At 52.6% G+C, this 19,147-nt stretch carries 13 protein-coding genes and 2 pseudogenes; 4 read left to right on the top strand and 11 right to left on the bottom strand.

Features of this window, described 5'->3' with window-relative positions; all coding sequences use genetic code 11:
• Nucleotides 1–113 precede the first annotated feature (113 nt).
• Together CHH28_RS12270 and acs are read right to left on the bottom strand one after the other, a co-directional pair.
• Nucleotides 114–800, bottom strand: a complete 687-nt coding sequence (locus CHH28_RS12270; protein WP_094060579.1) for a response regulator — start codon at nucleotides 798–800, stop codon at nucleotides 114–116.
• A 158-nt stretch (nucleotides 801–958) separates the two neighbouring features.
• Nucleotides 959–2,908, bottom strand: coding sequence for an acetate--CoA ligase (gene acs / locus CHH28_RS12265; RefSeq protein ID WP_094060578.1), 1,950 nt, complete (start codon nucleotides 2,906–2,908; stop codon nucleotides 959–961).
• Nucleotides 2,909–3,318: 410 nt separating this feature from the next.
• Here acs and CHH28_RS12260 point away from each other — a divergent pair, with 410 nt between their 5' ends.
• Nucleotides 3,319–4,455: a DcaP family trimeric outer membrane transporter gene (locus CHH28_RS12260; protein ID WP_094060577.1), complete on the top strand. Its 1,137-nt coding sequence runs from the start codon at nucleotides 3,319–3,321 to the stop codon at nucleotides 4,453–4,455.
• Nucleotides 4,456–4,935: 480 nt separating this feature from the next.
• Here the strand turns inward: CHH28_RS12260 and CHH28_RS12255 are convergent, their stop codons facing one another.
• From CHH28_RS12255 to CHH28_RS12225, 6 genes and pseudogenes are all read right to left on the bottom strand, one after another.
• Entirely contained in the window at nucleotides 4,936–5,220 is a 285-nt protein-coding gene (locus CHH28_RS12255; RefSeq protein WP_094060576.1) for a hypothetical protein, read from the bottom strand.
• 156 nt (nucleotides 5,221–5,376) lie between these two features.
• Nucleotides 5,377–6,795: a hypothetical protein gene (locus CHH28_RS12250; RefSeq protein ID WP_094060575.1), complete on the bottom strand. Its 1,419-nt coding sequence runs from the start codon at nucleotides 6,793–6,795 to the stop codon at nucleotides 5,377–5,379.
• Entirely contained in the window at nucleotides 6,792–7,886 is a 1,095-nt protein-coding gene (locus CHH28_RS12245) for a VWA domain-containing protein (protein ID WP_094060574.1), read from the bottom strand. The genes CHH28_RS12250 and CHH28_RS12245 overlap by 4 nt, the downstream gene beginning before the upstream one ends.
• Nucleotides 7,883–9,984 (bottom strand): annotated as a pseudogene (locus CHH28_RS12235) (DUF5682 family protein). The gene CHH28_RS12245 and the pseudogene CHH28_RS12235 overlap by 4 nt, the downstream one beginning before the upstream one ends.
• A 149-nt stretch (nucleotides 9,985–10,133) precedes the next feature.
• Nucleotides 10,134–11,216, bottom strand: coding sequence for an ATP-binding protein (locus CHH28_RS12230; protein WP_094060571.1), 1,083 nt, complete (start codon nucleotides 11,214–11,216; stop codon nucleotides 10,134–10,136).
• Nucleotides 11,213–14,311 (bottom strand): DUF4132 domain-containing protein, encoded by a 3,099-nt coding sequence (locus CHH28_RS12225; protein WP_094060570.1) that lies wholly within the window; start codon nucleotides 14,309–14,311, stop codon nucleotides 11,213–11,215. Before CHH28_RS12225 ends, CHH28_RS12230 begins: the two co-directional genes overlap by 4 nt.
• A gap of 763 nt (nucleotides 14,312–15,074) precedes the next feature.
• On the opposite strand from CHH28_RS12225, the pseudogene CHH28_RS20255 reads away from it, so the two are divergent.
• The 3 genes and pseudogenes from CHH28_RS20255 to CHH28_RS12205 form a co-directional block, all read left to right on the top strand.
• A pseudogene (locus CHH28_RS20255) lies at nucleotides 15,075–15,434 on the top strand (DUF4372 domain-containing protein); the annotation flags it as partial.
• A 68-nt stretch (nucleotides 15,435–15,502) separates the two neighbouring features.
• A complete protein-coding gene (locus tag CHH28_RS20650; protein WP_094058567.1) occupies nucleotides 15,503–15,886 on the top strand; it encodes a transposase in 384 nt (127 codons plus the stop codon).
• Nucleotides 15,887–15,996: 110 nt separating this feature from the next.
• The gene (locus CHH28_RS12205; protein WP_094058868.1) at nucleotides 15,997–16,281 is read left to right on the top strand and encodes a transposase; all 285 of its coding nucleotides are present in this window, start codon (nucleotides 15,997–15,999) and stop codon (nucleotides 16,279–16,281) included.
• Nucleotides 16,282–16,319: 38 nt separating this feature from the next.
• On the opposite strand, the gene CHH28_RS12200 is transcribed toward CHH28_RS12205, so the two are convergent.
• From CHH28_RS12200 to CHH28_RS12190, 3 genes are all read right to left on the bottom strand, one after another.
• Nucleotides 16,320–17,699: a substrate-binding domain-containing protein gene (locus CHH28_RS12200; protein ID WP_094060567.1), complete on the bottom strand. Its 1,380-nt coding sequence runs from the start codon at nucleotides 17,697–17,699 to the stop codon at nucleotides 16,320–16,322.
• 174 nt (nucleotides 17,700–17,873) lie between these two features.
• The gene (locus CHH28_RS12195) at nucleotides 17,874–18,575 is read right to left on the bottom strand and encodes an START domain-containing protein (RefSeq protein ID WP_157729895.1); all 702 of its coding nucleotides are present in this window, start codon (nucleotides 18,573–18,575) and stop codon (nucleotides 17,874–17,876) included.
• A gap of 100 nt (nucleotides 18,576–18,675) precedes the next feature.
• Nucleotides 18,676–18,978 carry a BolA family protein gene (locus CHH28_RS12190; protein ID WP_094060565.1) on the bottom strand — a complete coding sequence of 101 codons (303 nt, stop codon included), beginning with the start codon at nucleotides 18,976–18,978 and terminating at the stop codon, nucleotides 18,676–18,678.
• Between the last annotated feature and the right edge of the window lie 169 nt (nucleotides 18,979–19,147).

Raw genomic sequence — 19,147 nt, 5'->3', positions numbered from 1 at the left:
GAGTGATACGCCCCGAGCCCCTTGTTTGAAGCGCTCTCCCTAGCAAACAAATTGCTGCTATTTTTCCACGCTAAGACATACCGAACCAAGTACGACCTGACCAGCACCACCGATTATGAGTCCGATTCGGCGCTGTTATTTAACAGAGTTTCTGGTTTTTCTATATCCAAGCTTTGCACCGCAATAACGGCTTGCGTGCGTGTGCGCACACCTAATTTACGGAAAATCGCCGTCACATGAGCCTTGATGGTGGCCTCACTGACTTCCAGATCGTAAGCGATTTGCTTATTTAACATGCCCTCGGTCATCATCGTCAGGACACGAAATTGCTGCGGAGTTAAGCTGGCTAAACGCTCAGCCAAATCCAACGCTTGCTCATTCGGCTGATGCTGATGGCGGCGCGCCACCTCAGGCAAATACACATCCCCTTCCAGTACTTGGCCAATGGCTTCCGAAATGGCCTCTAGTGGCGATGATTTGGCGATATAGCCCGACGCTCCGTGATCCACCGCCTGACACATAATGGCCGGATCTTCACACGCCGACACCACGATGACGGGAATTTCCGGATAGTGAGAGCGCAAAAACACCAAACCAGAAAAACCATGCGCCCCTGGCATTTGCAAATCTAACAACACCAGATCGGCATCTTTGTGCTGTTCCATGGTGCCTTGTAACTCTGGTAGCGATTCCGCCTGGGCGATGCTGACGTCTGGCACCAGCTGCTTGACCGCCTGTTGCATGGCAGTGCGGAATAACGGGTGATCGTCCGCAATCAGTATTTTATTGGCAAGCTGCATTTCTCTTCCTCTTTGCACCTGCCATGTCATCACACAGCAGACCTGCACACTGTTGTTATTGTAGCCATTCTCGCATGAACGCCGGGTGCATTGTCTCTTAAACGCAAAAGGCTGTCCGCAGAAATCTGCGCACAGCCTTTTTCATCGAACTCTAAACCTTAGCGGTTCAGACGGTGTTCGATCAGCGTATCCACCACCGAAGGGTCTGCCAGGGTGGATGTATCGCCCAGCGCATCGTGTTCATTGGCGGCAATTTTGCGCAAAATTCTGCGCATGATTTTTCCCGAGCGAGTTTTGGGCAGGCCGGGGGTAATTTGAATCAAGTCCGGCGTTGCCACCGGGCCAATCTCACTGCGCACCCAATTGCGCAACTCTTTCGCCAGCTCATCAGAGGCTTCCAAACCGGCATTCAAAGTCACGTAAACATAAATGCCCTGGCCTTTGATGTCGTGCGGATAGCCCACCACCGCAGCCTCGGCTACTTTTTCATGGGCAACCAAGGCACTTTCGACTTCGGCGGTGCCCATGCGGTGGCCAGAGACATTAATGACATCGTCAACCCGACCGGTAATCCAGTAATAACCGTCCTCATCACGGCGTGCGCCGTCACCGGTAAAGTACATGCCACGGAAGGTAGAAAAATAGGTTTGCACAAAACGATCATGGTCGCCGTATACCGTTCTAGCCTGGCCTGGCCAACTGTCGATGATGACCAAATTGCCGTCCGTTGCACCTTCCAGCAGCATGCCAGCGTTGTCCACCAGCGCAGGCTGGACGCCAAAGAATGGTCGCGTTGCAGAGCCTGGCTTCATGTCCGTAGCGCCCGGTAATGGCGTGATCATAATGCCGCCAGTTTCCGTCTGCCACCAGGTATCAACGATCGGGCAGCGCTCTTCACCCACCACCTTGTAGTACCACTGCCAGGCTTCTGGGTTAATCGGCTCGCCAACAGAACCCAGCAAGCGCAATGACTCACGATGGGTTTGCTCCACGGCTGCAGCACCCTCGGCCATTAATGAGCGAATCGCTGTGGGGGCGGTGTACAAGATGTTGACCTGGTGTTTGTCGACGATCTGCGATACCCGATTGATGTCGGGATAATTCGGCACCCCTTCGCACATTAAGGTGGTACCGCCATTGGCCAGCGGCCCATAGAGCAAATAGGTATGGCCAGTGATCCAACCGACATCGGCGGTACACCAGAAAATATCGCCATCGTGATAATCAAAGACGTACTGATGGGTAATGGAAGCCCACACCATGTAGCCCCCTGTGGTGTGCAACACGCCTTTGGGCTTACCGGTAGAACCGGAGGTATACAAAATAAACAGCGGATCTTCAGCGCCCATTTCTTCGGCTGGGCAATTGGCCGATGCCAGCGCCATCAGATCTTCATACCAAACATCCCGCGCGTGGTGCCAAGCCACCTCGGCGCCCGTGCGTTTCACCACAATGACTTTTTCCAGCGAGCGAATGCTGGGGTGCGTCAGCGCTTCATCAACATTGGCTTTCAGCGCCACATGTTTGCCGCCGCGCACGCCTTCGTCCGCTGTGATCACCACCTTGGCATTACTATCTTCAATGCGCCCTGCCAAAGCGTCGGGCGAAAAGCCGCCAAACACCACCGAATGAATCGCACCAATGCGGGTACATGCCAGCATGGCCACCGCCGCTTCAGGAATCATCGGCATGTAAATGCACACCACGTCGCCGCGGCGAACACCCTGGCCACGCAGCGCGTTGGCAAATTTGGAGACTTGCTCGTGCAGCTCTCGATAGCTGATGTGCTTGTGCTGGTCTGGCTCGTCGCCTTCCCAAATGATCGCGGTTTGATCGCCGCGCTCAGCCAAATGCCGATCCAGACAATTCACCGAGGCATTCAGCGTGCCGTCTTCAAACCAGCGAATGTCGACGTTGTGGTCGTCAAAGGAAACGTTGCGCACCTTAGTAAACGGTCGCATCCAATCAATGCGCTGCTCTGCTTGCTCACGCCAAAAGCCATCCGGGTTGATAATGGATTGCTGATACATCTGCAGATATTTATCGTTATTTACCCAGGCCGAATCGGCAAACTCCTGCTTGACCGGATACACCGTTTGCTCGCTCATAGCGTTTCCTCTTTATTTGAATCAACGTTCGCACTTGCAGTCCGTAGAAACCACAAAATACCCTGTTGTTATTTCTAACGTCCAGTTTGGTTGGCCAGGCCTATATTCCGAAATTAGACAATGGTCTATTCAGGCCCATCGCCCTGATCCCATATGCGCGTTTTAAGAACTTATGCTGATATTCATCGCCACAAACCAACAACAGCAACACTAACCGCGACGAGACAACCCTGTGTTCGCCGACATTCGGTCAGCGACAGCACTGCCACCAAAAAACAGTCATATTTAAACCGCGAGGTGAGTACGCACTATTACCGAACGCACGGTATTTGCGACCTTTGGCTAATTCCTATCCAGGAAGTCAGTGCACCATAGTGACACGGCATAATGACGATAACAGGAGAGCGAGCATGCGCAAATTCCCGTCCATTCTGCTGGCAGCAGCAGTCCTTCCCGTTGCGGTACACGCAGCCAACACGGAGTTTTCTTACGGCGGTTACATCAAACTCGATGCCATGATGAGCACCTATTCCGATGGCGATGTTGGCTCTGGTTCCATCATTCGCGATTTTTATGTGCCGTCCGGCACTCCGGTCAGCGGCGGCAGCGCGGACGAAACCACGCACTTTGACATGCACGCCAAAACCTCCCGTTTGAATTTCAAAACCAATACCGACCTGGGCAATGGCCACCAGGTGATGACCTTTATTGAAATGGACTTTCTTGCCTCAGCCCAAGGCAACGAAGTGGTCTCCAACTCATACAGCCCACGTTTGCGCCACGCCTTTGTTCGCACCGGGCCTTGGACCTTTGGTCAAACCTGGTCGACGTTTATGAACGTCGGTGCATTGCCGGAAACGGTGGATTTCCTCGGCGTCAGCGACGGCACTGTGTTTGCCCGCCAAACACAAATTCGCTACACCCGGGGCGGTTTGCAGGTGGCGCTAGAAAACCCTGAAACTACCGTTGGCGGCGCCGGAGTCACCGATGACGCCGGCATGCCAGATGTGGTTGCACGCTACAACATTAACGCCGGTGACCATTCATTCACCCTCGCCGCCATTGGCCGCCAGCTGGCCGTGGTTAGCGATGCTGAAGGCGATGGCGACAACGAAGTGGATGAAACCACCTTAGGGGTTGGCTTTAATGTCTCGGGTAAAGTTATGCTCGGCAAAGACGATTTAAAATTCAGCTTTACGAAAGGCAACGTCGCTCGCTACGTCGGCTTAGCAGCCGCCGTCGATGCAGCCATTAGCACGGATGGTGATTTAGAAGCCACCGACGTAACCGCCGCCTTTGTTGGCTTTCGCCACCATTGGAGCGACCAATGGCGCAGCACGCTAGCGTATTCGATGATGGAGGCAGACTTTGACGATGTGGTGATCAGCGACACAGAAAAAGCCAGCAGCTGGCGCGTTAATCTGATGTATTCGCCGGTGAAGAAGCTCACCTACGGCGTAGAATACAGCCAGGCAACGCATGAAAATGTCAGCGGCGCCGATGGCGATATGTCCCGCATTCACTTCACCACCAAATACGTTTTCTAAACAAAAAAAGCCGCTGTCACAGCACTACTGTCCCACAGTTTAGTGGTCATAAAGCGATCCTCATTTGAGGGTCGCTTTTTTTATTGGCGGACCGCACGGCCTTTATATTATCTGACAAGTCTTTGACGGTTAGGTTAGTACGCATCGCCATGAGCCCCAACCGATATCCACCCCAGCAGCAGTAGTCACCGCTCCAATGGCTGGGATAACCGAGCCTGTAGTGGCCCCTTTGGCCGCTATCCATTTATAAATATAGGGAAGAGTGGCAATGTTTCTTAATTGCTGACGAGCTTTATCTTCAAAATGCCTCCCTAAAGTCCAAGATTTAATTGGCACACCATAAGCGCCTTGAGTCACTTGGTACTTCGTGAGGACCTTTTTTCGTTATCCAATTCACTGACAGGGGTATGTCAAGCTGCGATCCAATTCTAAAAATCGTTTAAATAAAGGACTGAAGAAGTGATTTCAACTGAAGCCTAGCTAATCGTCGATCCGTAATGATTCAGATTGATCAATTTCGGTCATGGCCAATTGATACCCTTGCAAAAGCACCAAGGCTTTACGGGCACTTTTGGCTCGATCAACCGCCAGGTTACCAGCCAGCAACTCGGTGAGCGCCCGGTGCATGTGCTTGGCGCCAATCAATTGCGCTTGTTCGGCTAGCGCTAGCAATCGCTGGCGATGCACGTCACTCAAGCGGGACACACCCACCACCAGAAGTTCGTGCAAACACTCTTGCAAAGGTTCAAACCAAGATTCAACCATGAGGCCCCCTGAGAATGAGTGGTTGGTCTGCCAAGGCAACCTCTGGAGCCAACAGCAACTCGCCATGCTCCAACCAAACGCGACCTAACACCGCTTTGACCCTGGTGGCAAAGCGAGTTAATCGATTCTTTGCCATTTCATCCCAATCTTGATCCGTCAGCCTGAGCAAAAATCCCCCCCCTGATGATCCACACACTGGGCCTGATAATGTTGATTTAGCGGATCCGCCGTCCATGGCGTCAATTGCGAAACGCCGATGCACGCTAATGTCACTCCCTGATCCGACCACCACTGTCCTTGTAATCGCCCCAGCTGCTGCTGCCAATACTCAACAGTTTGAAGCAAGGGCGCCAGTTGTGACCACCCCCACTGACCCTCACTTTCCAGCAAGGTAGTGGGGGCACCGCGCAATTGTCCATCAGGACTGAGCAGAGCATTCGTTAGGGTGATGTGTTGTCCGGCAAGAGACATCAAACCGTGTTGCGCCAGCTTGGCTTCGCTTAATCCTTGTTTCGCCGACCAAAAGTCGCTGGCGTTACGGCCTTCCGCCAGAGTGACAAGCCTCCGCTGTTGCTGGTGATAAAAATAGCTGCGATAACCTTCCATGCCTTGGGGGCTACGCCATAACGCCACCCCCAGGCACAATAACGACATTTTAGGGGCAACATAATAATTTCGACGATGCCGCCCCATCAGCTTGAGCCTCGCCACCGGCGGTTTTTCTTGCCGAAGCCCCGCCATTAACAGGCTTAACTGCTGTAAACGACGAACATAATCGCCTTGGGGACGCATTCGCTGGGGGTGACGCTCCATCTGCAGCCAAGCCTGTAATCCCGCCAACATGGAGGACAATCTGGGTAAATCGGCTTGTTTAAGCTCATTCACTAACGCCTGCCCTTGTTGCATTTGCGATTCCGCCAGCCCAGCCACCCCCGAAATCATTAACCCATCCAGCCAATCTTCACACTGTTGAATGGCTTGGCATTGCACCTCTTCTAAGGTTGGTTCGGGCAACTGTAACGCAGGATTCAATTGCACCATCAGTGAGGCAAGATGACTACAAAGATCCACCTTACAACTGCAACGACTGGCCTTGATGGACCCAAGGGGCACCACCATACGACGAAGTTCTTTCTCATATAACAGGGCATCCACTCCGTCCCGGTGTTTGTCTATTTCACAACTCAAGCCATCTACCTGCCATTCATAGGCCTTGCGTCGAACAGCCAAACCGAAATGGGATTCAAACGTTTGCTGATCAATTTCCCAGGGCTCGGGTTGAGCTTCAGGCGTGGACTCCTCCCCCTGACTCTCCAACCAGGTCTTTAACCCAAGCAAAAACGCCACCTGGTGAAAACAAGGCCCAGGGGCCACACATGAGCAACTTAGGTGGGTTACATCCTCCCCAGTCAACAGCAACTGGTGACCGTCAATGTCACCACTGATTTGATGATCTTGCCATTGCCAGCGACTGGGATCTTGATCGCCCAAACATTTCAACCCACGGCGTACCAACCCCTTGTTGGCCCAAGCAGCTAAATACGACTCGTTTAACCCTAATAACCAAGTCTTCATGCCAGTATCTCCTTGGCCACCCAATCCACCAGCTCGTTGGGCGTCATAGCTGCGGTTTTCATCCCTACGTCGGTCAACTGCTGCGCCAACGGCTGATTGAAAATGGGGTCGCATTGATCATCTAAGGCCGCCAACCCCAAGACCTTAACCCCCTGCTGCACCAGTCGATCTACCTCACCAATTAAGCGGCTCTCTTCTGCCCCCTCATAAAAATCACTGATGAGCACCATCAGGCTGCGGCTGGGCTGGGTCATGATCTCGTTGGTGTAGGCCATGGCTGCACCAATGTCCGTCCCTCCGCCAAGCTGCACCGACAACAGTGTCTCCACCGGATCATGCAACTGCTCGGTCACATCCAACACCTGAGTATCAAAAAGAATCAATCGAGTGACCAAACTCGGAATTTTGGCAAAAATACTGGCCATTACCGCACTGTGAATTAACGCCGGTAACATGGAGCCACTTTGGTCCACCACCACATACAGGTGCCAGGGCCACTGCTGGCGATGTTTTTGAAAGTAGAACATGCGCTGCACCACCAAACCGTAGTCTTGCTGGTAGTGCATTAGGTTTTTGCCAATGGTGAGACGCCAATCGATGTTGTGATGGTGGCGTTGCAACGAAAAAGCACTGCGCCGACGCCTAGGGCTGAAGTGCGCCTGAATGGAGCGACTTAAACGCCGTTGAATTTGCTCACACACCTCGGCGATGATTTGGCTCACCTGAGCCATCACCTCTTTGGGCAACTGATTTTTAAAGCTCAATAGTTGCTGTACCAACTCTATGGATGGGGGAGTCTGGCGCAACACCTCGGCATCCGTTAGTAACGATTTAAGACCGTATTTATTGATGGCTTGACGTTGCAAGCTGATGAGGGTGGTTTGGGCAAACAGTTTGCGGCTTTGATTTAGCCACTCAACCGGGGTCATTCGTGTGGACTCTAAGCTTGCGCCTCGATTGATCTCCAACTGCTCATTACGATAAAGATAATCCAAACTTTGATCACGTTGCTGATCCATTTCACTCAAGCCATGATCGTCACTGGCCGCGGCACCGAGAATCAACCGCCATCGCCGTTGCTGTTCATTCATGACAATCCCCAAAGCTGCATTTGCGCCTGCACTTGAGCCTCAACCTTGGCCATATAGCGCAACTGTTGGTCCGTTAATGTTAAGGGTTCATGGGGCATAGGCTGGTCAAACAAACGCAAGTACAGCTGACGCCCCTGTTTGGGGGCCAATTGAGTAAAGGCTAACCGCAAGGCCGGTAATGCCGCTAAAAAGGTGTCCTCATCCCACCCTCGAATAGCCTGATCCAGCCCCGCCACCAACTCATCATCAAAAACAAACTGACTGGCCAGCACCTGAATCAACCCTTGGAAAAAATCCCCAACACCATCGGGCTGCAATTCGATGGCCCCGATGTGACGCTGCTGGTGCAACAGCACCCGATCAAGGCCCCACATCCCCTGCTGATAGAGCATGGCGACCGCCAAACCATCGGCCATTGGCCATAGTCGCGGCCAATCTAATGCTTGCAAAATTTGCAACAACAGCTCATCGCGATCGTCCTTCGGCTGTTGATCAAACCAACGATACACCTGCAGCAGAGCATCACAATGCTGCTGTTGCTGCTCTTCACTCCCCCCAAGGACCAAGGCAAGCGATGGCAAAAACGCACATAAACTTGCGCCACCAGTTGCTGCAATTGCGTTTGGTAGGCGTGGGTCATCAGGGTTTGACGTCGCATCAAGGCAGACGACAACAACACCAGCGCGTCACTGAGCTGCAACAGCTCGTTGCAATGCAACACCCAAGCCTGAACCTGCTCTAACAGTCGATCCAAGTGGCCATGTAAGCCCATTTGCAGCGCCGCCACCAAAAGCCGATAGGCCGGTACACTGGCGTCTTGTAACTGGGTTTGCATCAGGCTGATGACGGCCGTTTCAATCTGATCCCCCAGGTGACTTAGCTCTAACAACTGTGCGACAACCTCAGCGCGCCAGCGGACCTCCCAGACTTCTCGCACTCGGGTGACATCCTCACTCTGGGCGTAATTGGGTCCCGCCACCTGCACACCATAATCCACCCCCAAAAACACCAAGCGATGTAAAAAGTGGGAGCGGCGGCGATGCGGCTCGCTGCGATAAATATCCAAATTGATGGACTTAGGCCCCTCGGTTTGATTGGGCATGGCCAAAACCCGGCATTGCCTTCTAAAGTCTTGCACCAGGGGCAATTCGGGTAATGAATCCGGTGTTTTACCCACCGCCTCACCAACCAAAAAACCTTGTAGATGAGCCAGAAAATCCTGCAATCGATGGTGATCGCCACCCTTAAACAAGCAGCTCGCAAGAGCTTCAATCATTTCGCTGCGCCCCGCCTCAATCCCTCTTAGGGCACCTAGGCGTTGAGCTAACTCCGTCGCTGCCATGGCGTCCACCGTGGTATTGGCTAACCCCAGCGGAGCCAACTGCTGACAAAGGGCCAGCACGCCTTGCTGCATAGCCCATTGATAGGGACTATCCACCCCCTCTTGCATGGCTTGGTGCACCCACTGATAGTATCTAGGCGCGGGCAGTCCCGCACCGTAGCCGCAAGCCCGATTCAGGCGCGCCAAGGTGTAGGGCAGTAGGTGTACCCCCACTTCGGGAGCGGCAACCACATCAGGCAGCTCCTCTTTAGCCAACCAATCGATAATGCCTTGCAAATGATAGGCACCCACCAATACCAGCACCCGCTGATTGCGTTGAAGATAGGGACGAATACGGGCGGCCATATGGGCCTCGCGCTGATCATCACGTACCGATACCCTGCCAAGGCTGCGCAATAGGGCGCCATATTGCGCCAGCTGACTAAAATAGTCCTCGCCTTGATGATGTTCAAAATACCAATCCCACCACTGGTCGCTGTCTTCACAGCCCCCCATTTGCAGCATTCGCGGCAACACCCTTGGGTGTTGCACCAATTGCGGCTCCACCACCTGCTGGTCAATGCCCTCTCCTTCACCAAAGGGCAAATCGATGCATTCGACAGTCATGCCCTTTTCGCCTGCTAAGCGAAGCGCCCGCCATTCTGGGGACCAGGCGGCAAAGGGCAGATAGCCCCGCTGACCGCCCTCTTCATTTTGCTGATAAAGATAAAGGGCCACTGGTGCTTGGCATTGTGGCTGCTGTAGAAAGGGCACCATTTCCTGTGCTTGCACCGGCATTTCAATTAACAAGGCATCCCAAGACTGGTGCATCAATTTTGCAATCTGCTGACCACATTGAGGGCTATGGTGGCGAACGGGCACCCAGCCAACATTGGGATATTGGCTGAGTTGCTGCCAAATATCGCTCATCCAGGATGGCCTGCTAAAAAGGCCCGCCAAATTGGATCTTCACCACGGTGTCGTTGCACTAGGCGCAGGTAATCCTTAAAGGCTTGCAAGTCGTGATCGTTGTCCTTGATCACCGTCCCCACCATGTGGGCGGCAATATCGCTGGCAGACAAGGGTTGCTCGCCGAAATACTGGCTTTGCACCACGGCGTTAAAGCCCAAACCAATGGCCTCGGCGCTAGACAGCACCGAGGAAATGGGCTCCATGCGCACGCCCTGCACTTCACCATGACGCAGCTCATCAAACACCTGAGCCAACAAATCGGCCAAAGAAGTGGGCAAGCTGACATGCAATCCCTGTTGCGCCAAACGTTTATTGACTTCTCGCGTAATTAATTGTGATTGCGCCTCACAACTGGCCAGAGGCTGCATCACCTCAAAATTAAATCGACGCTTCAAGGCCGCCGATAATTCATGCACTCCCTTATCCTTAATATTGGCGGTGGCAATGACGTTGAACCCGGCACTGGCCAATAAAGGGGCATCACCCAACTCGGGCACCTGCAAAATCCGATCAGACAACACCGGAATCAAAGTATCCTGAGTTTCGGTGGGGCAACGGGTAATCTCCTCAAAACGCATCAATTGCCCCGATTCCATGGCCTGATACAAGGGCGCAGGCACCAAGGCCTCACGGCTGGGCCCGTCTTTTAGCAACAACGCATAGTTGAAGCTGTAGCGAATGCTTTCTTCCATCAATCCCGCTGAGCCCTGCACCGTATGGGTACTTTTGCCACTGATAGCCGCCGCCAGCAGCTCCGACAACAAGGATTTAGCGGTGCCCGGCTCACCGATCAACAGAAGGCCGCGCTCACTGATCAGGGTGACAATGGCTCGCTCTACTAAGGCATCGTTGCCAAAGATCTTTTTTTCGATCTCGGTGCCACAGGGCAAGGGATCCTGGGTGCCCAGAATAAAGGTTTTCACCGCCCAAGGACTGAGACACCAACCCTTGGGTTTATCCCCTTGATCGCCCCCTTTCAGGGCCTCTAGTTGGTTCTGATAGGCAATTTCGGCCGGAAGTCGCTGTGCTTGGCTCATCCTTCGATCTTCCTTGATTCAAAGAACTGCTTCCACTCCAGCGCCAACGCCAATAAGGGCTTGGGAATGTCCTTGGGTTCAAAATTGCGACGATGATCTTCTACCTCAATGGCCGTTACCATGACCGGCTCGGCATAGCTGGTGTACAGGCGATAGTCATCCACCGTGAGGCTTAGGTTGGCCTTCAGCGCCATAATGGGAAGGTAATACCCCCCAACCCAAGAATCCACCTGCTCCTGCAATAAGTTCCATTGATTGGCCAGCTTTTGTACGTCCCCGGCCAATACTCGTATGGACAACGACCGCAGTTGCGCCACGGTGTCCGCAGGTTCTCCGACATCCGCGAGCCGCGAGAGCTGGTCCATCATCGGCGTCACTTCATAATCGGCCAAATGCTCGCGCCATGGCGCTACGGCATCGGGCTGCAATACCGGGTGGAACAAGCACACCTGACTGTCCTTGCTTAACTCGTGAGCCTCATCGTCCACCGTCACCAAGGACAAATCTTCACTGATGCGAAAGCTGGTCTGGCTGCCCAAATCCAACCAAATCAGTGATTGCGCCATCATCCGCATCAACGGATGCTCAACAAACTGTTGTTGCCAAAAAGTCGCAGGCCACGATTTTTGCATGATCAAGGCCTCGGTCATGCGCGGCACCTGTTTTTTGGCCACTTTTTTGATGTTGCTGTTGAGCGCCTTAAAGGTTTGCTCGGCCAAGGCACGTTTGGCGCTGTCTTCGGATTTTCCAGCCTTGGGTAAGGATTTAGTCAGTTTCCCGGTGTTTTCATTTTTAACCCGCAAAGACAAATCACTTTGCAACAATATCCGGTAGTGCTTATCACCCACATCCAACAGCAAGCCTTCGGCGGTCATGCCAAAATCCGGCACCAACAAATCCTCCAAATCCGTCATACTGATGTCACGCTCTTTTGCCACTTCGTCCAAAATGCTGTAAGCCTGGTCGCGCATGGACCAGTTAAAGGAGCGCTTTTTACTGATTTCAAGCAGGATAGAGAGGGAAAAAATACTGCCAATGGCCCCAAGGGTGCGCATAAGGCGCATGGAATGGTGATAGTGAAGTTTGCGATATTTAGAGATGAACTTTTCAATGTCTCCGGCCACGGCATCTGAGCCCAAATAGCCCACCAACACCGGAATAAAATCAAATGCCTTGCTTTGCTTGGTCAGCTTAGCCTCACCCCAATCATTTTCTTCAAAGGCTTGCTGCGCATCCCAAAGGGATAACAATACCTTGGCGGCCGGTGTTTTTTGCGCCACTTCCATTTTGTCTAGGGTGGTTAGCACCGCCTCTGGCATAGGGAACTTTTTCACGCTGCCGGCCTTATCCAACAGATAGGCCACCTCGTTTTGCGTCAATGGCGCCATGGCCTGCACCAAATCATCGCACAACAGCGCATTGACCAAATCCGGCTTGCGAACCTTATAATTGTCGGGATCCTCGGCTTTCTTTTTACGCGCCGCCTTAACAACCACCTCAACCTTGGCCTCAACACCGTGTGATTTGAGCCAGTCCGTTAAAAAGGCGACTTCGGATTCGGTGATGCCTGCCAACGCCAACATGCTTTGGGCAGCGTCAATGGCTTCTTGGTCCTTGCGCCCAACCAACAAGGCTAAGGCCATTTCACGCATGGGTTTTACCTTGGCCGTAAAAAAGCCAAACTCGGCAAAGGTGGCCAAGGGCAACTTTCGCACTCGCTTGGCAATACTCTCGCGCGCAACCTTGGATTTTTTTACCACCCCCTCAAACCCAGCCATGGCCAACTTCGCGGCATCGACCTGCTGAGGGAAAAACTGCGCAAAATATGGGATCAGCTTGTTATCCCAGGGCAGTTTGGCGCCAAAACGCGCAAAATCCTCCATCAAACCCTGCTCCATCAGCCAGCTGACACCCAGTGGAACATCCCCTCCTTTTAATTGCCAATCGCGATACAGTAACTGATCAGTGGCAAAGCCAAACAGCGCATCACGAGCCTCGGGGCGGTTAGTCCATGCATGGCGCCATAATCCTTTAGCCACATCCATGTATCGCTCGGGACCCACCTTTTCAAGGGCACCCTTTAAGCGGCTAGGCTGATCAGCCAATTGCAAAAACAAGTCATCATAGGCACTGCAGTTTTGTTTATTCTCGTAGTGATAATCCATGATGACGATGGCCCAGCTGTCAGCGTCTAGGGTTTCTAGCTGCAATAAACTGCGCACCAACTCCGGTGAATCCACCACGCAGGAGTCCAAAAATTTGATCAGGCAACCGTAGTTTTGGTGCGCCAGTTGCGCCAACCAGGCATCCAAGCCTTCAATGGCTTGACCCCATTTTTTTTGCAGTGACATGAGTTGATGCAGTAAGCCGGTGACCGAGTGGCGGCGACTCATCTCAATATCCAGTAAGGCCAAACAGGCCTCATCGGTACATCCGTATTGGATTATGGGAGCCAATCCTCGAATATCATACTCATATGTGGGGGACATAAGGTCAGGCTGTTGCTCGATAAACAGACTGATCATTCGCGTCAACTCGGGGTGTTGCGGTGCTAAATACCGTCCGAGGATGGAATAATTGAAGTTCAGATCGTCAAAATCCTCTGATTGGGCCAACCCAGCTTCTAGGGTAGCTGCGTCCACGTCGGCGTCGACATAATAGCGCTTGTTGTATAATCGAGCATTGCGCTTAAAGCCCTCATCCACATTGAGGTAAGGCAGCAAGTATCGATCAAAGACACGCAAATAGGGCGCCACCAAAATGAGCATCAGGCTAATGGCATGCAATTGTCTAAATCGCGGCCAATCTTGAGCATCCTTAGCCACCTGATCCAGTAGCTCAATGGCTTTTGCATGCTGACTTTGGCGCTGCGCCATCTCAATACAACCATCCAAGGCTTCGGCCAAGTCAGAAAAAGCCCAGCGGTTAATCATGGGCGACTGCTGATTACGACGTTCGATTTGTTTATCCGACAGGTCATCTTGATGACAGTCTAACTCGGCGATCAGTTTCTCTTGCTGGTCTGCTATATCCACGCCCGCTTGTTGATACAACTTTGCGACAACTTCTATCCAGGCCTCGACAACGCCACTCATATTGATCCCTTCCGTTTTTTGTTAGTCCCAATAAAATATGGGAATGAGATTTTAGGTAAAAAAAGCGATGGACCGAGTAATGATCGGCAAGACTCACTGATTTAAGCTAAACAGGAAGTCGTTTTTCGAAGGGCACATTGGTTTTATGCGTTGCCATTCAAAACCATCAGAAATAGGCTGCCGATATCTCAATTGACTCCAAGGTCCCAGCAGCCTGTTGAAAAAATTGAAATTCACACTTCCATTATCTCCACGCACAATTTTCAAAAGCCTACCATTTAAAACTCAACAGCTTTCTTTCGAATATCATCTAAAATGGAGCAAACTTACCCGAAATTTCCCACCCAGCCAAACGGTTCTTCCACTCGTTTTCGCTTTATCTGGCTGATGTGATAACCGAGCTTCACCATCGCACGATCATCCAAACGACCGTTTTTTGGTTTAGCGGCCACATGGGGCGTTATTGTTATATGTGGAAAACCGTCTACAAACATACCAGTGTCATAGCCTTTATCCACTCCGACAGCCATTCCAGAGCGGGTACTTTGTCGGTCCAGCAGTATTTACTTCGCGCCTCATTCCTGTGAGGTGCTGACTTGGATAACGACCGCATCCACAATGAAACTATTTCGATCTTCCGTGAGGATATGCTCCATAAAAGACAGTTTTTCCTCCACGACTGTCCCACAGTTGTGGCACTAAATAGAAAAACCTGAATCCACCTCGGTAGACTGACGTTATCGAGACACCAACTACCAAAAGGATTCAGGCTTTTTCACATCACAACACCGCGTTTCACCAACTCCTAAAATCCGTGTCGAGACATGAATTCGAAAGGCTGGCCGCTCGACATCATGTTGGCCGAAAACTGTGCTCTGCCGTCGGTGGGATCAACTTGTTGCCATGGGGCTTGGACAGATATCCGATCGCCAGAGTTTGCGTGACATTGAAGCCAGCCTGGAAGCTCAGAGCGACAAGCTGTATCACTTGGGGGCCGATCGCCAAAACAACGCTGGCGCGACTGAATGAGAAACAGTCAGCAGCGCTGTATCAAGCTGCGTTTTATCAGTTCCTGAACCGACACAGCCAATCACCGAGAAAACATAAATTCCGCTTTAGAAACCACTAGAAGCTGTTTCATAACCTTCAGTCCGATATAATAATCAAACTATCAGCTTCAACTCCTCCACCATGAAACGTTCAACCTCAGAACTGACCGACCAACAGTGGGCACACATTGAGCCTTGTTTACCCAGCCTGCCTCGTGGCAAAGGGGGTCCCAAACCTATCAGCAATCGAGCCTGTTTCGAGGGCATTTTATGGGTCTTACGTTCAGGTGCGCGCTGGCGTGATCTACCCGAGCGCTATCCTTCACCGAGTACCTGCTGGCGCCGCCTTCAGTACTGGGAAGAGCAAGGTGCATGGGTCAAAGCCTGGCGTAAGCTTCTTCGCGTTCTGGATCAACAGTCGCGGTTAAATTGGGAAGAATCGTTTTCTGATGGTAGTTTTGCACCCGCAAAAAAAGGGGCCTCGGTGTTGGAAAAACCAAGCGTGGTAAGGGGTCGAAGTGGATGATAGTCGTCGATGGCGAAGGCATTCCAATCGGGCTGACACTTGGCTCAGCGTCACCGGCGGAGGTCAATCTGATTGAGGCTTTGTGAAATGTTTCCTATGGCAAGAGCAAGGTGAAGCGTTTGATTTACGATAAAGCGGCAGACTCTGATCCTCTGCGAATGGCGTTAAAGAAACGGGGCGTTGATCTCATTTGTCCACATCGTCGAAACAGGAGAAAAGCGCCGCTGCAAGATGGTAGAAAGCTGAGAAGGTACGACCGTCGCTGGAAAGTAGAGCGCACTTTTGCTTGGCTTGGAAATTATCGGCGATTAGTGGTTCGATGGGAAAGAAAGCTCTCAATGTATCGAGCCTTCTTTCACGCCGCCTGCATGATGATCGTGCTAAAGAAGTTGTGAAACAGCTTCTACTGTCACAGCGGCTTTTTCATATCGACTTAGGGGTGACTGGCTGCCACCGTGTTTTGATCTCGCAGCCATACCTCAACGCGGCTGTTTTTCAATTTTCCTTCATCGCGATTGCCTGACGCTACCGGCAGTGCCATGCCATAACCGACATTTTCACGCGGATAGATACCACCGCGCTTAACCAATTCCCGGCGCACCGCCATGGCTCGCAGACGCGACAATAATTCCGAGCGCTCTTCAGTGCGGCGTTGATCGCTAAAGCCGATCAGAATTACCTCAGGGTCTTGCATGGTCTCTAAATACGCCACCAAACGATCAATATCGCTCAGTGCTTTGTTGTCCAACTTGGCGCTGCCCTGGCGAAAACGAAAATTAATGGTGAGACGTTTTGCACCGGCGGTTAAATCACGAAAATCTCGCGGCAGCTCAGCATAAAACTCAGGCACAACGGCCTGCAGCTGCTGCGACACAAAGCCGTTTTCTGCCACGATTTGTTGACCGTCGTCGGCCAAAGCAAAATCGATAAATTCCTGCACATAAGGGTTTTCTGGCTGATCGTCGGTGTACAGGTACAACCGACGCGACAAGGCGTAATCTTCGGTAGCCACCGTCAATTTATTCGGCAATAGGGATTTAGCCCCACCGTCGGACACCGCCAACAATTTGCTATTGCGCACCGCCGATAATGCAACAAAACCGATGCCAAAAGGATCGCTAGCGACTTGATCCGAGAGCAAGTCATTGGACTCAAAACGCTGAGCCGAGGCTACCAATTGCCGCTGCTTGCCCAACACCATGCTTTTAAAGCTATCCCAAGTGCCGGATTTATCGTCACGGGCATACACGCGGATTGGCCCAGCCGGACCGCCCAACTCAGACCAATCCTGATATTGGCCGGAAAAGATATCGGCGATTTGGCTCACACTGAGCTTAGCGATGCTATTCGCTGGGTTGACCACGATGGCCAAACCATCAATGCCGACAATGTGCTCCGATTGAGGACTGCGCATATCGGCCATGGCTTGCAGTAAGTTGGCTTCTTTGTCTTTTACCGGGCGTGATGCAGCGGCGATGTGGGCCGCGCCCTGCTTGAGTCCGGCAAAGCCGGTGCCAGAACCGTGTGCCTCGATACGCACGCGCACCAGCGTATTCTGATACGTCCCTTGCACCCACTGTTCATTTTCAGTTCCGGCTGCCACTGTGGTGACACTTTGTGCGCCTTTGGCCTGTAAGTAGGCAGTCACCAGCGTCGGGCCCAAATGAGCACCAATGGTATTGGAGCCATGCATGGCAAACAAATCCACCTCTCCCGATGGCGGCAAGCCTTCAAATGGGGCGGGCTTGCCAGCAATGGCCGTGGCAGACAACAAACCAAGTATCAGGGTCAGTACAGCGCGAGCTAGGGTCATTTCTCAGGTTCCAGCGGAAAAATTCGGCGGCAGTGTATGACGTTTAAGTGACAAGTGCATTACATCTGTCACGCAACACCCCTTGGCGCCTTTTAGCTCATGCCATCCGCCCAGAGAAAGACCCAGAGAACTTCACCAACTCCTGCTGCAGGCTCGGTACTTTATTGCTGCGCCTTATTGCTGCGCTGTAGCGGGAGTCACATCACCGACTGCTGCCAGCGCAGCGGGTTCGCGAACATAGTCACGCTGTGCGGTTTGATAGTCTGGTTTGGCAACCCATTGCTTGAACGCCTGCAAGGTGTAGTAAGGCGTGTCTTGCACCACCGAATTGGCCAACCATGACGGCAGACCACCGCCCGGCTCAGCATGAACCTGATACTCGACCGCCAGCCAACCATCGTCTTCAGGTGTAAAGCGCCAGAAGCCTTCCATCGCGGCAATACGCACCATGTCGTCGTTTGCCGGGAATACGCCTTCGCGATGGCGGACGGACAAGGTCAGCGTGCCATCATCGGCTTGCGACAGCTGGCTTTCGACCACCACATCGCGGTCCGTCACGGGCCAAGGTGCGTCGTTGATCATGTAAGAAATGGTGTGGGTGTCGGATACACGCTCGACGATGTCGATGGCCTTACAGTTGTGCATCCATTGTGGTGCAACGGTGTGGTCCTCCAGCAATGCAATCGCCGCCGTGAGCCGGCTTTGCACCCGTGTAGTCCCACGAAATGCTTGTAAATCGGAGCCGGGCACATCGCGCACGTACACTTGAATACGCTGCTCCGGGTCGTCAATCACCCGCTGCCAGTCCGGCTCGGCCGCCACCATAGGAATCCAAACCAGTGACGACATCACGATTCGTTGGACAATGCTTTTCATAACCCTGGCCCTCTTCAGTGTTGCGCGCAGTGTCGCAGCCATGCAGCTCCTGCGCGATGACTGCGCACACTAACGCCGCTGCACTCAGGCCATTGACAAATCAACCGGCTTTACTGCCACCTAGGCAATTGGGTGACAAAGGCACTTGCTGCGGGTCAAATTCATCGGGCGTGTAGGTGTGCAAACTCAGTGCATGCACTGGCCCTTCCAGCTCCTCGGCCAGCAATCGATAAATGCTCTGATGGCGCGCGACCGAGCGCTTGCCAGCAAACTCGTCACTGACAATGATCAGTTTAAAATGCGACTCCGTTGCAGGGCCGGAGTGCATGTGACTTTCATTAACGATATCGAGAATGTGCGGCTCCAACACCGCCAACTTGGTCGCAATTTGCTCCGCTACCATATTCACCTCCTGAACCAAAGGCGCAGCATACCAACTCAAGTTAATGCGCTCTATACAGGGTGGCGCATTCCTGCACTAGGCGAACCCGCTTATTGATGAACCACAGCGCCAGTGCAACCCATGAACGAGTCAAACCAGCCAACACAGGCAGATGGCCGTTTGCGGGCTT

The sequence above is a fragment of the Bacterioplanes sanyensis genome (assembly GCF_002237535.1).
Taxonomy (GTDB): domain Bacteria; phylum Pseudomonadota; class Gammaproteobacteria; order Pseudomonadales; family Oceanobacteraceae; genus Bacterioplanes; species Bacterioplanes sanyensis_A.
Note: the sequence above shows the minus strand (reverse complement) of the source record. Positions and strands in the feature narration are given on the sequence as shown.